General features: G+C 57.0%; 11 protein-coding genes. 7 read left to right on the top strand and 4 right to left on the bottom strand.

From position 1 onward, the window contains the following. Nucleotides 1-307: 307 nt before the first annotated feature. Nucleotides 308-751 (bottom strand): FMN-binding protein MioC, encoded by a 444-nt coding sequence (gene mioC, locus L1P05_RS17005; protein WP_012850317.1) that lies wholly within the window; start codon nt 749-751, stop codon nt 308-310. A gap of 102 nt (nt 752-853) precedes the next feature. After that, nucleotides 854-1,315, bottom strand: a complete 462-nt coding sequence (gene asnC, locus L1P05_RS17000) for a transcriptional regulator AsnC (RefSeq protein WP_012850316.1) — start codon at nt 1,313-1,315, stop codon at nt 854-856. Nucleotides 1,316-1,469: 154 nt separating this feature from the next. On the opposite strand from asnC, the gene asnA reads away from it, so the two are divergent. Continuing rightward, nucleotides 1,470-2,462 (top strand): aspartate--ammonia ligase, encoded by a 993-nt coding sequence (asnA, locus tag L1P05_RS16995; protein WP_012850315.1) that lies wholly within the window; start codon nt 1,470-1,472, stop codon nt 2,460-2,462. Nucleotides 2,463-2,473: 11 nt separating this feature from the next. Here asnA and viaA read toward each other — a convergent pair whose 3' ends face one another. Both viaA and ravA read right to left on the bottom strand, forming a co-directional pair. Beyond that, on the bottom strand, nt 2,474-3,928 hold the full coding sequence (gene viaA, locus L1P05_RS16990) for an ATPase RavA stimulator ViaA (protein WP_012850314.1): 1,455 nt from the start codon (nt 3,926-3,928) through the stop codon (nt 2,474-2,476). A 1-nt stretch (nt 3,929) separates the two neighbouring features. Continuing rightward, the gene (gene ravA, locus L1P05_RS16985) at nt 3,930-5,444 is read right to left on the bottom strand and encodes an ATPase RavA (RefSeq protein ID WP_012850313.1); all 1,515 of its coding nucleotides are present in this window, start codon (nt 5,442-5,444) and stop codon (nt 3,930-3,932) included. 262 nt (nt 5,445-5,706) lie between these two features. Between ravA and kup the strand changes: the two genes are divergently transcribed. The 6 genes from kup to rbsK all read left to right on the top strand — a co-directional run bounded on the left by kup (nt 5,707) and on the right by rbsK (nt 12,599). Next, nucleotides 5,707-7,575 (top strand): low affinity potassium transporter Kup, encoded by a 1,869-nt coding sequence (gene kup, locus L1P05_RS16980; protein WP_012850311.1) that lies wholly within the window; start codon nt 5,707-5,709, stop codon nt 7,573-7,575. A gap of 191 nt (nt 7,576-7,766) precedes the next feature. Beyond that, nucleotides 7,767-8,186, top strand: coding sequence for a D-ribose pyranase (gene rbsD, locus L1P05_RS16975; RefSeq protein ID WP_012850310.1), 420 nt, complete (start codon nt 7,767-7,769; stop codon nt 8,184-8,186). Nucleotides 8,187-8,193: 7 nt separating this feature from the next. Next, nucleotides 8,194-9,699, top strand: coding sequence for a ribose ABC transporter ATP-binding protein RbsA (gene rbsA / locus L1P05_RS16970; RefSeq protein ID WP_012850309.1), 1,506 nt, complete (start codon nt 8,194-8,196; stop codon nt 9,697-9,699). A 6-nt stretch (nt 9,700-9,705) separates the two neighbouring features. Beyond that, the gene (rbsC, locus tag L1P05_RS16965) at nt 9,706-10,686 is read left to right on the top strand and encodes a ribose ABC transporter permease (RefSeq protein WP_012850308.1); all 981 of its coding nucleotides are present in this window, start codon (nt 9,706-9,708) and stop codon (nt 10,684-10,686) included. Nucleotides 10,687-10,709: 23 nt separating this feature from the next. Next, a complete protein-coding gene (gene rbsB, locus L1P05_RS16960; protein ID WP_012850307.1) occupies nt 10,710-11,597 on the top strand; it encodes a ribose ABC transporter substrate-binding protein RbsB in 888 nt (295 codons plus the stop codon). A 72-nt stretch (nt 11,598-11,669) separates the two neighbouring features. Next, nucleotides 11,670-12,599 carry a ribokinase gene (gene rbsK / locus L1P05_RS16955; RefSeq protein WP_012850306.1) on the top strand — a complete coding sequence of 310 codons (930 nt, stop codon included), beginning with the start codon at nt 11,670-11,672 and terminating at the stop codon, nt 12,597-12,599. The last annotated feature ends 2 nt before the right edge of the window (nt 12,600-12,601 follow it).

Here is a 12,601-nt window from a genome sequence, read left to right as displayed (position 1 = left end):
ACCTACGTGGATCGTGGATCCTCCGCCCAGTATTTAAAAGATCTTTTTTATTTAAAGATCTCTTTATTAGATCTTCTATTAGGATCGCGATCCTTTGTGGATAACACGAATTTCTCAATAAGGATCAAGTTACTACGCAGGATCATTTACTGTGGAAGATCGGTGATCCCAGACCGTAAAAGCTGGGATCTTTATTGGTTGTTATGCACAGGCGCAAAAATGACCATGGCTTGTTATTTGGATAACTACCGGTTTTTTACTGCTTATAACAAGACTTATACACAGACTAAGTGGGCAAAAAACGTACTTATTGGATAAGTTTTTCCCACGCGATCAGCCATTCCTCTGCAAGATCCTCTGGAATATCGCAGCGCTGGATATCGATCTTGAGCATTTCACCGAGGCGCTGAGCGCCAAATGCGATCAGAATGCGATCGACGATCGCGATCCCGCCACAAAAGGTGTCATATTCGCTGCTGCCGATACCGACGGCGCCAAAATGGATCCCGGTGAGATCCGGCTGCTGGGTCTCTATCTGTTCAAATAGCGGTTGCAGGTTGTCCGGTAGCTCTCCGGCGCCGTGCGTTGACGTCACCACCAGCCAAATACCCTGCAGGGGCAGCTCATCCAGATCTGGACCGTGCAGCACCTGCACGTCATGACCCCGTTCAGTTAACTTTTCGGCTAGATGTTCGGCGACATACTCGGCGTTGCCTAAGGTACTGCCGCTGATAACGGTGATATTTGCCATGATGATCCCAGCGAATGATTTGGACGGGCTATTGTACGCTGCGAATTTGCTGGGATCTAGCTGTGGATAATCTGGGTGTGAATACGGATAACTCGATCCGGATCAGGGCCTGATGTCGCGCATGATCGGGTTTTGCAGGGAGATCAGCGTTTCAGTAGACTGAATTTCATCAATGGTCTGGATCTTGTTGATAAGTACGTGCTGCAGCGCCTCGATAGATTTGGTCATCACTTTAATGAAAATACTGTAGTGACCGGTGGTGTAATAGGCCTCGACCACTTCATCCAGACTTTCCAGACGCGCCAGGGCAGCCGGATAGTCTTTGGCGCTTTTTAGAATGATGCCGATGAAGCAGCAGACGTCGTAGCCCAACATCTTCGGGCTGACCTGTATGCAGGCGCCGGTAATTACGCCGGCCTGTTTCATCTTTTCGACCCGTACGTGGATGGTTCCCGGGCTGACGTTAAAGTTTTTTGCCAGCTCAGCATAAGGCGTACGGGCATTTTGCATCAGCGCATTGAGGATGCCGCGATCGAGATTATCGATCGGATAAATTTCTGCCATTTTTCACCTTCTGTTTTAGATAAAATTCAATTATAGCCGCCATAAAATGATCGATTAAAACCAATAAGGCAATATTTGTTGTTGATTATTGAATTCATCGTCGCATCTGTTGCTTAATCAATACCAACAGGACAGACGGGTAGTGAGTACAACAATGAAAAAATCCTATATTGAAAAACAGCAGCAGATCAGCTTTGTTAAGGCGCATTTCTCTCGTCAGCTAGAGCAGCGTCTCGGTCTCATTGAAGTGCAGGCGCCGATCCTGAGTCGATTGGGCGATGGCACGCAGGATAACCTTTCCGGTCATGAGAAGGCGGTGCAGGTAAAGGTGAAGAACCTGCCGCAGGAGACCTTTGAAGTGGTGCATTCTCTGGCTAAATGGAAACGTAAGACGCTGGGAATGTATGACTTTGCGCCGGGAGAAGGGCTGTATACCCACATGAAGGCGCTGCGTCCCGATGAGGATCGTCTATCCGCGATCCACTCGGTGTACGTGGATCAGTGGGACTGGGAGCGCGTGATGGGCGATGGGGAGCGTACTCCGACCTATCTGCAGGAGACAGTGCGCCACATTTACGCCGCGATGAAAACAACAGAGGCGGAAGTGTGCGCGCAGTATGGTTTAACGCCGTTTTTACCCGCGGAAATCCATTTTGTACACAGTGAGACCCTGCTGCGCCGCTATCCGGATCTGGATGCCAAAGGCCGTGAGCGCGCGATTACCCGTGAGCTGGGCGCCGTGTTCCTGATCGGGATCGGCGGTCGGTTGTCAAACGGTCAGGCCCATGATGTTCGCGCGCCGGATTATGACGACTGGACGTCGCTGGGCGCCGAGGGCTTCGGTGGGCTCAACGGCGATATTCTGGTGTGGAACCCGGTGCTGGGCGATGCCTTTGAGCTCTCCTCCATGGGGATCCGCGTGGATGCCAAGGCGCTGAAGCGTCAGCTGGCGCTGACGGACGATGAGGATCGTCTGGCGCTGGAGTGGCATCAGTCACTGCTGCGCGGGGAGATGCCGCAGACCATCGGCGGCGGCATTGGCCAATCCCGTCTGGTGATGCTGCTGCTGCAGCAGCAGCATATCGGTCAGGTGCAGTGCGGCGTGTGGCCGCAGGAGATTCGCCAGCGAGTGCAGGCTATTCTCTAAAACGCTATCGCTTAGTGGCGCCAGCGACGCAGCAGGCGCCCCTTAATCCCGCTGTCGAAGCGCCAAATATAATCAAAGACTTTCATTATGCTGGGCTTGCCATGTGGCGACATGGCCACTGCGTGAAAACAGTGGCCATTCTGTTTTTGCAGCTGGCTTATCACCTCCTGCGTCTCTTCCGGCAACCGCTGGGCAATAAAATCGGAAATGACGACCGCATCCGCCTGCTGCCAGGCCGGCTGCTGCAGCAGCGTACAGGTTTGAGCTAGGCAGCGCGTCAGATCGGTTCCTCCGCGAAAGCGCTGGCTGAGGAAACGAATCGCCTGATCAATGCCGCTGTCGGCGGTCAGTTCATACTGCACGATTGCGGTAGAAAACAGCATGATGTAGCAGCGGCGATTATCGGCAAGGGCGATGCGCATCAGCGCCAGACAGAACGCCTTGGCGCACTGCTCATGAAACCCTCCCATCGAACCTGAGGTATCGACGCAGACGATAAACGGCCCCTTGGGCTGCTGTTGCTGGTGTCGGTACGTTACCCTGTGCTGAATTTGCTGTTCACGCCAGGCATCCCCCTGCAGACGGTAGGTCATCAGGCGCTTTTCAAGCAGACGGCGGTAAAACTCCAGCTCTAGCTCACTGAGCCCCAGCAGCGACAGCTCGCTGGGCATCAGGCGTAGGATCTCATCGCTTTGATGGATCCCGCTGACCTCTTCAGGCATCACGGCCGGCTCGCGTACCAGTACGCGGCGGATCTCCTGCTGACTGTCGGCGTGATCCTGAGGATCGGCGGCGCGGCTGCGTCCCAGCCGTTCAGCCAGCTGCTGTAGCTCTGGCTGGCCGGCAAGGAAGTCACCGTACTGAACCAGCAGCTGATAGTCACCGTGATGCGGCGGTGCCCGACTCATGTCCCAGAGGCGGCCCGCGGCATTTTCATTCTCCACCAGCACTGGCTCCAGCGCGCCGCTGAGCTGCATGCGCTGCTGTAGCTCTTGCTGCAGCATTTCTCGCTCCTGCTCCATCACCTGGTGGTGGAGCGTCAGCGTACGGGCGACCAGGCTCAGGCGCCATTGCTGTAAAAACAGCGTATGGAAGCTGTCGCTGTGGGTGATCTGCCCATCGGGACAGAGCTGGCGTGCTTTATGGCTAAACGGAGATCCCTGGCTATCCAGCGCGGCCAGGGTTGCGGGTAAGCGGCGGAAGAACTCGCCGCTGCCCAGCAGGAGCTGGTGTTGATACAGCGTAAATTCTTGCGCCAGATCGTCGGGCACGCTGGTGTCGTGGAGCCGTTTACGCAGGCGGCGCTGCCAGGCGGGCCATTCGCGATCGATGAGCTTGCGCAGGCGCGGATATTTTTCAAAAAAGACCGCCAGCTGGGGTGCGGCCATCAGCCCGACCAGAAAGTCCTGCAGCAGCTCGCTTTCATTCATGACCAGAAAAGCTTCGACGGCCTCAAGTGACGGCATGTCAGAGAGTCTCTCCCTGTAGCCGAGCGGCTAGCGCATTAATCTGTTCATCCACCTCCAGTAGGCTGGCCTCTATCTGAGCCAGCCACTCGCGGCAGACAAACAGGCAGGGCTGCTGCCCGGCAAACTGTTGGCGCTGCTGGCGCAGCGTTTGTCTGATCTCCTCAAGGCCGGCCAGAATGGCGGGATTCGCCTGCTGGCGCGTACCGTCAGGCAGACTCAGCAGGCTGGATTGATGGCTGATATCGCGGATCTCCAGCTGATGCTGTGGATTAATGTCGACGTCAACGGCCAGGGCAAAGCCGATACCGTTGAGGCGAGCACGCAGTTCGCCGCCTTTTTGCAGCCAGCGGGTCAGCGCCGCGGTTTCAACGGAGAGGTGGGTGACCTGCATATCGTGCAGGCGCAGCGGCTGCAGCAGCAGCAGCGTGAGCTGCGGCGCAGTGAGATCTGCCGGCAGGGTATAGTGAGCCCGGTGGTTAAACAGCGCAGATTTATGCCGCAGCGTCAGCGCGCGGTTCTGCTGATATGTCCGCTGGCTTTGCAGCCATTGGCCCTCTAGCCGCTGGATCTGCAGCAGCAGCGTCTGCTGCCGATAGGCCTGCTGCGTCAGGATCTGCTGGATGTGCTGGTTCAGCAGCTGACGTGAGGAAAGATCGTGCCACAGGCACTCTTTCAACAGGATCAGATCGAGCGGTGCGACGGCGTCGCGGCCGCTGAAAAAGGCACAGGCCTGCAGCAGGCGTACGGCTTTTTTCCAGCGCCGATCGGAGATATAGGGGGCGTTTTCCAGCGTGTCGATATGCTGACGCAGCTGAAATATCAGATCAAAGACGTTATCCGGCAGTGTTACGCCGCTCAGCTGCTGCTGCCAGCGTTGAAACTCGTCGCCGTCGATGCTGAGACTGTCGGGAACCGGGTTGGCGTTTTCATCCTGATGGCTATTGATCAGCGCGCGAAAATTACTTTTTTCCTGCACCTTATCGAGCCAGAGGCGGATAAGCATGCGGTCGTACAGCGCCTCCAGCCCTCCGTCAGCGTCTGGCAGCTCGTTAGAGGCGGTAACCAGCAGGCGCAGCGGGATATCCTCTTCCCGATCACCGTTACGGAAACGGCGTTCGTTGATAGCGGTCAACAGCGTATTCAGAATAGCCGGGCCCGCTTTCCATATCTCATCTAAAAAGACGATTTCGGCCTCCGGCAGGTAGCCCTGGGTCAGGCGCTGGTAGCGTCCTTCATCTTTCAGGGCCTGAATAGAGAGGGGGCCGAACACCTCCTCCGGGGTGGAGAAGCGGGTCATCAGGTACTCAAAGGCGCGCGCATTGCGAAAGGCGAACTTAAGCCGCCGGGCGATCAGGCTCTTGGCAATGCCCGGCGGCCCGAGCAGGAAGACGCTTTCGCCGCACAGCGCAGCCAGCAGACACAGGCGTACCGCCTGCTGCCGCTCATACAGTCCAGACTCCAGCGCCTGGCTCAGTCGTGAAATACGTTCGGCCAATTGGCGAGGTTGCGTCATAATATTCTCTATTCATGACATGGATGATTTTGTTGTATCCATTTATAACCTGTATGACCAGCTTTTATTTTCATTCACGGCCATCGGGGAGATATTCACCGGCAACGCGGCGGCGTCACATGCTGTTTGTTACATAATCAACGATATTCTTGCGGGTTTTACAGTGGGAATACATGGGTATTTATGCATACTGTGCAACCTTTATCTGCGCTCGGGATGTTGGCGCATTGATGGCTGACGGAAATTTCAAACGAAAAATGATATGAGTACAGAACAGAAACGTTCACTGACTACGGTGACGCTGGCCGCTATCGGCGTCGTGTATGGCGATATCGGCACCAGTCCGCTGTATACCCTGCGCGAGTGTTTTGCCGGGCACTATGGATTTGAGGTGAAGCCTGAGATCGTCTTTGGCTTCCTCTCGCTGATCTTTTGGATGCAGATCCTGATTGTCTCGCTGAAGTATCTGACCTTTGTGATGCGGGCCGACAACGAAGGCGAAGGGGGGATCCTGACCCTGATGTCGTTGGCTGGCCGCAATACGCCGGCGCGGATAACGGCTACCCTGGTGATTCTGGGGCTGATTGGCGGTAGCTTCTTCTACGGCGAGGTGGTTATCACCCCGGCGATCTCCGTGATGTCAGCTATTGAGGGGCTTGAAATTGCCGCCCCGTCGCTGGATCCCTACATCGTTCCGCTTTCTGTTCTGGTGCTGACGGTCCTGTTTTGTATCCAAAAACACGGTACCGGCAGCATTGGCCGCCTGTTTGCGCCGGTGATGGTGCTGTGGTTTTTAGCGCTGGCGATCTTAGGGGCGCGCAGTATTCTCGCCAATCCACAGGTGCTGCACGCCTTGGATCCGCGCTGGGCTATCAACTTCTTTATCCATTATAAGGCGCTGGCCTTTTTTGCCCTCGGCGCCGTGGTGCTGTCGATCACCGGGGTCGAGGCGCTGTACGCCGACATGGGCCACTTTGGTAAACGTCCGATCCGCCTCGCCTGGTTTCTGTTTGTGATCCCCTCGCTGATGCTGAACTATTTTGGTCAGGGAGCGCTGCTGCTTAACGATCCATCGGCGATAAAGAATCCCTTCTTTTTGTTGGCGCCTGACTGGGCGCTGATCCCGCTGTTGGTATTGGCTACCCTCGCCACGGTCATCGCGTCGCAGGCGGTGATTTCCGGCGTCTTTTCTTTGACGCGCCAGGCGGTACGGCTCGGTTATCTGCCGCCGATGCGTATTATTCATACGTCGGATATGGAGGCCGGTCAGATCTATATTCCGGCCATTAACTGGGCGCTGTATATCAGCGTGGTGTTGGTGATCGTCGGCTTTGAGCGCTCCAGCAATCTGGCGGCGGCCTATGGTATCGCCGTTACCGGTACGATGGTGCTGACCAGTATTCTCTCCTGCACCGTCGCCTTTAAAAACTGGCATTGGAACCGTTTCTTGGTCGGGATCCTGTTGGTATGCCTACTGTGTATCGATATACCGCTGTTTAGTGCCAACGCCATGAAGATACTCTCCGGCGGCTGGCTCCCGCTGACGCTGGGGCTGATGATGTTTATCGTCATGACAACCTGGAAAAGCGAGCGCTTTCGTCTGCTGCGTCGCCTGCATGAGCACGGAAACTCTCTGGAGGCCATGATCGCCTCGCTGGAGAAGTCGCCTCCGGTCAGGGTGCAGGGAACCGCGGTATATATGTCGCGGGCGGTGAACGTCATTCCCCTGGCGCTGCTGCATAACCTGAAACATAACAAGGTGCTCCATGAGAGGGTGATCTTGCTGACCCTGCGTACCGAAGATGTGCCCTATGTTCATAACGTGCGTCGCGTCACTCTCGAACAGCTGTCGCCGACGTTTTGGCGGGTGGTGGCCAGCTATGGCTTTAAGGAAACGCCGAACGTTGAGGAGATTTTCCACCGCTGCGGTCTCGAGGGACTCTCCTGCCGGATTATGGAGACGTCGTTCTTCATGTCCCATGAGTCGCTGCTGCTGGGACACCGGCCTTGGTATCTCAAGGCGCGAGGCCGGCTGTTTATGGCGCTGAGCCGCAATGCGCTGCAGGCGGCCGATCAGTTTGAGATCCCACCTAATCGGGTTATCGAGCTGGGAACCCAGGTTGAAATCTGACCCGTTAAACGGGATAACGTGTAAAAGGGCGCCTAACGGCGCCCTTTCTCGTTGAAATTACTGTTTAGCTGAATCGTTTTTACTGCGAAACGTTTCGATTACGATCACATTTTTTTATTTTTTGCTTTGTTCAGCCAAGCCATACCTCTACACTTAGCGGATAGCGAAACGTTTCGCTGGTGGAGCGAGCAATGAAAAAAGGCACGGTATTAAATTCTGAACTTTCAGCCCTGATCTCCCGTCTCGGCCATACGGACAGCGTGACGGTTGGTGATGCCGGGCTGCCGGTTCCTGACGGTATCCAGCGCATCGATCTGGCGCTGACCCATGGCATCCCGCGTTTTATGCAGGTTATTGAGACGATCACGGCGGAAATGCAGGTTGAGCGTGCCGTTTTGGCGCAGGAGATGGTTGAGGCTAATCCTGATATTCACCGGCAGCTGGTGGCGTGGCTGCAGCAGGTGGCGCAGACGCAGGGCAACGCGATTCATATCGACTATGTTTCCCACTATCAGTTTAAGGCGCTGAGCGGTGAGAGTAAGGCCATCGTCCGCAGCGGAGAGTGTTCACCCTATGCCAATGTACTGCTGTATGCCGGCGTGACCTTTTGAGGCCATTATGCAACCGTTACTGGCTTTAACCGCAATCGATAAATCGTTTCCCGGCGTGAAGGCGCTGTCCGGCGCCTCGTTGAATGTCTATCCCGGACGGGTGATGGCGCTGGTCGGGGAGAACGGCGCTGGCAAATCTACCATGATGAAAGTGCTGACCGGGATCTATCAGAAAGATGCCGGTTCGCTGCATTACCTGGGTAAAGAGACGGCGTTTAACGGTCCCAAGTCTTCGCAGGAGGCCGGCATTGGTATTATTCATCAGGAGCTGAACCTGATCCCGCAGCTGACTATCGCTGAAAATATCTTTTTGGGCCGTGAGTTTACCCATCGTCTGGGGCGCATTGACTGGAAAAAAATGTATGCCGAGGCGGACAGGCTGCTGGCGCGTTTGAATCTGGATTACGGCAGCCGCCGCCTGGTCGGCGATCTGTCCATCGGCGAACAGCAGATGGTAGAGATAGCCAAGGTGCTGAGCTTCGAGTCGCGGGTCATCATCATGGATGAGCCGACCGATGCGCTGACGGATACCGAGACGGAGTCCCTGTTCAGCGTCATCCGTGAGCTGAAGGCGCAGGGACGCGGCATTGTTTATATCTCGCACCGTCTGAAGGAAATCTTTGAAATCTGCGATGACGTGACCGTCTTCCGCGACGGGCAGTTTATCGCAGAGCGGCCCGTCAGTGGGCTCTGCGAAGATTCGCTGATTGAAATGATGGTTGGGCGCAAGCTGGAGGAGCAGTATCCGCGCCTCGATAAGGCGCCCGGCGATCTGCGCCTGCAGGTCAGTCACCTATCAGGCCCTGGCGTCAGGGATGTCTCTTTTACGCTGCGCAGCGGTGAAATTCTGGGGGTGTCTGGCCTGATGGGCGCGGGGCGCAGTGAGCTGATGAAGATCCTGTACGGCGCGCTGCCGCGTACCCAGGGGAGTATCACTCTGGAGGGAAACCCTATTCAGACGCGCTCTCCGCAGGAGGGGATGGCCAACGGCATCGTCTATATCTCTGAAGACCGAAAGCGCGATGGCCTGGTGCTGGGGATGTCGGTGAAGGAGAACATGTCACTGACGGCGCTGCGCTACTTCAGTCGCCTTAACGGCTCGCTCAAGCATGGCGAAGAGCGGGAGGCCGTCGGCGATTTTATCTCGCTGTTCAACATCAAGACCCCATCGATGGATCAGGCTATCGGTCTGCTTTCTGGTGGAAACCAGCAGAAAGTGGCGATCGCCCGCGGCCTGATGACCCGCCCCAAGGTTCTCATTCTTGATGAGCCGACGCGCGGCGTCGACGTTGGCGCCAAAAAAGAGATCTATCAGCTGATTAACCAGTTTAAGGCGGAGGGGTTGAGCATCATTCTGGTCTCCTCCGAAATGCCTGAGGTGCTGGGAATGAGCGATCGTATCCTGGTTATGCATGACGGACAGCTGAGCGGCGAGTTCCCGATTGCACAGGCAACACAAGAAGTGCTGATGGCCGCGGCCGTTGGCAAGCAATACGGCGTTAAGCAGGAGTAATCCCCGATGAATACCCAAGTAACTGCAAACCAGGGCGGATTCAGCAAGGCCCGACTCAAGGTCTGGCTGGTCGAGCAGAAATCGCTGATCGCCCTGCTGGTGCTGATCGCGGTGGTCTCCTCCATGAGCCCCAATTTCTTCACCGTCAATAATCTGTTCAACATTCTGCAGCAGACCTCCGTGAACGCCATCATGGCCGTCGGGATGACGCTGGTGATCCTGACCTCCGGCATCGATCTGTCCGTAGGGTCGCTGCTGGCGCTGACCGGCGCGGTCGCGGCGTCTATTGTCGGGATGGATGTGAATGCGCTGGTGGCGGTTGGCGCGGCGCTGGCGCTGGGAGCCGCGATTGGCGGCTGCACCGGCGTTATCGTGGCCAAGGGTAAGGTTCAGGCCTTCATTGCAACCCTGGTGATGATGCTGCTGCTGCGCGGGGTTACGATGGTGTATACCGACGGCAGTCCGGTCAATACCGGGTTTTCTGCGCAGGCGGATCTGTTTGGCTGGTTTGGTATCGGCCGTCCACTGGGGATGCCGACGCCCATCTGGCTGATGATTGTGGTCTTTGCGCTGGCGTGGTACATGCTGCACCACACCCGCCTCGGGCGCTATATCTACGCGCTGGGGGGGAACGAGGCGGCAACGCGCCTGTCCGGGATCAGCGTCGATCGCGTCAAGATTGCGGTGTATGCCCTGTGCGGCTTGCTGTCAGCGCTGGCCGGCGTGATAGAGGTCGCCCGGCTCTCCTCGGCGCAGCCGACGGCCGGCACCGGCTATGAGCTGGATGCGATCGCGGCGGTGGTGCTGGGTGGGACCAGCCTGGCCGGCGGTAAAGGGCGGATTATGGGAACGCTGATCGGTGCCCTGATCCTTGGCTTCCTGAATAACGGCCTAAACTTACTCGGTGTTTCCTCCTACTACCAAATGATCGTCAAGGCAGCGGTGATTCTGTTGGCGGTTTTGGTAGACAACAAAAGCAATAAATAACCTTACCTACAGGAATCGATGAGATGAACATGAAAAAACTGGCAACCCTGATCTCCGCCGCGGCCCTGAGCGCCACTCTGAGCGCCAACGCCATGGCGCAGGACACCATTGCCCTGGTGGTCTCTACTCTGAATAACCCGTTCTTTGTGTCGATGAAGGATGGCGCGCAGAAAGAGGCCAACAAGCTGGGATACAAGCTGGTGGTATTGGATTCACAGAACAACCCGGCCAAAGAGCTGGCCAACGTACAGGATCTGACCGTGCGCGGCGCTAAGCTGATGCTGATTAACCCGACGGACTCTGATGCGGTGGGTAACGCGGTAAAAATGGCCAATCAGGCCAATATCCCGGTGATCACCCTTGACCGTGCGGCCAGCCAAGGTAGCGTGGTTAGCCATATCGCCTCTGATAACGTCGCTGGCGGCAAGCTGGCCGGGGACTTTATTGCCCAGAAGCTGGGGGCCGGCGCTAAGATCATCCAGCTGGAGGGGATCGCTGGAACCTCGGCCGCCCGTGAGCGTGGCGAAGGCTTTAAACAGGCGGTCGTCGCCCATAAGTTTGACGTACTGGCCAGCCAGCCAGCCGACTTTGACCGTACTAAGGGTTTGAACGTCATGCAGAACCTGCTCACGGCGCACCCGCAGGTTCAGGCCGTGTTCGCGCAGAATGATGAAATGGCGCTCGGCGCGCTGCGCGCGCTGCAGACGGCGGGCCGCGGCGATGTGCTGGTCGTGGGCTTTGATGGAACCCAAGACGGTGAAAAAGCCGTACAGAGCGGTAAGCTGGGGGCCACCGTCGCGCAGCAGCCTGAGCAGATCGGCGTGATCGGCGTCGAGACCGCGGATAAGGTCATCAAAGGGGAAAAAGTGCCGGCAAACATTCCGGTTGAGCTGAAGCTGGTCACCAAGTAACGCGCCGGGAGACCCTCCGGGCAACGCCGCCGCTGGAATACCGGCGGCGGTAGATAAGTAGGAATACAGAATATGCAAACAGGCAAACTGGTCGTATTAGGCAGTATCAATGCCGATCACATTCTTAAGGTCGAACATTTTCCCCGCCCCGGTGAAACCTTAACCGGACAGGGGTATCAGGTGGCATTCGGCGGTAAAGGGGCCAATCAGGCCGTTGCCGCCGGGCGCAGCGGCGCGGATATTGCCTTTATTGCCTGTGTTGGCGCCGATGATATCGGCGAACGGATCCGAACCCAGCTGGCCTGTGATGGGATCGACGTTCACGCCGTGGAGCGCGTCGACGGCGAAAGCACCGGCGTGGCGCTGATTTTTGTCAATCAGGATGGGGAGAATGTCATTGGTATTAACGCCGGTGCTAATCATGCGCTGACGCCGCAGTATCTATCCCGCCATCGGGCGCTGGTGGCGCAGGCCGATGCGCTGCTGATGCAGCTGGAGTCGCCGCTGGAGACCGTTGAAGCCGCCGCGGCGCTGGCCCGAGAGCACCAGACCAAGGTGATTTTGAACCCGGCACCGGCGAGGACGCTGCCGGATTCTCTGCTGCGGCTGGTGGATGTCATCACCCCCAATGAGACCGAGGCTGAACGCCTGACCGGTATTCGGGTTCACGACGATGAGAGCGCTCGCCAAGCCGCCGCCGTATTGCATGGCAAAGGTATTGCGACCGTGATGATCACGCTCGGTCGCCGCGGCGTGTGGGTCAGCCAAGAGGGACATGGTGGGGTGATCCCGGGATTTCGGGTTAACGCCATCGATACCATTGCCGCCGGGGATACCTTCAACGGGGCGCTGCTAACCGCTCTGCTGGAGGGGAATACGCTGTCTGCCGCCGTGCGCTTTGCCCATGCCGCCGCGGCGATCGCCGTGACGCGCGAGGGTGCGCAGCCCTCTGTCCCTTGGCGCCGTGAGATCGATGCCTTCCTGCAGACGCATCAGGAGTAATC

The sequence above is a fragment of the Edwardsiella piscicida genome (assembly GCF_021733145.1).
Classification (GTDB): domain Bacteria; phylum Pseudomonadota; class Gammaproteobacteria; order Enterobacterales; family Enterobacteriaceae; genus Edwardsiella; species Edwardsiella piscicida.
This window is presented reverse-complemented; position numbering and strand designations above follow the sequence as displayed.

Bases quoted from the DNA above. Each gene is read 5' to 3' on its own strand.
- rbsC (WP_012850308.1), top strand. From the start codon at position 9,706: ATGAATACCCAAGTAACTGCAAACCAGGGCGGATTCAGCAAGGCCCGA.
- ravA (WP_012850313.1), bottom strand. From the start codon at position 5,444: ATGACGCAACCTCGCCAATTGGCCGAACGTATTTCACGACTGAGCCAG.
- kup (WP_012850311.1), top strand. From the start codon at position 5,707: ATGAGTACAGAACAGAAACGTTCACTGACTACGGTGACGCTGGCCGCT.
- asnC (WP_012850316.1), bottom strand. From the start codon at position 1,315: ATGGCAGAAATTTATCCGATCGATAATCTCGATCGCGGCATCCTCAAT.
- rbsK (WP_012850306.1), top strand. From the start codon at position 11,670: ATGCAAACAGGCAAACTGGTCGTATTAGGCAGTATCAATGCCGATCAC.
- mioC (WP_012850317.1), bottom strand. From the start codon at position 751: ATGGCAAATATCACCGTTATCAGCGGCAGTACCTTAGGCAACGCCGAG.
- rbsA (WP_012850309.1), top strand. From the start codon at position 8,194: ATGCAACCGTTACTGGCTTTAACCGCAATCGATAAATCGTTTCCCGGC.
- asnA (WP_012850315.1), top strand. From the start codon at position 1,470: ATGAAAAAATCCTATATTGAAAAACAGCAGCAGATCAGCTTTGTTAAG.
- viaA (WP_012850314.1), bottom strand. From the start codon at position 3,928: ATGCCGTCACTTGAGGCCGTCGAAGCTTTTCTGGTCATGAATGAAAGC.
- rbsD (WP_012850310.1), top strand. From the start codon at position 7,767: ATGAAAAAAGGCACGGTATTAAATTCTGAACTTTCAGCCCTGATCTCC.
- rbsB (WP_012850307.1), top strand. From the start codon at position 10,710: ATGAACATGAAAAAACTGGCAACCCTGATCTCCGCCGCGGCCCTGAGC.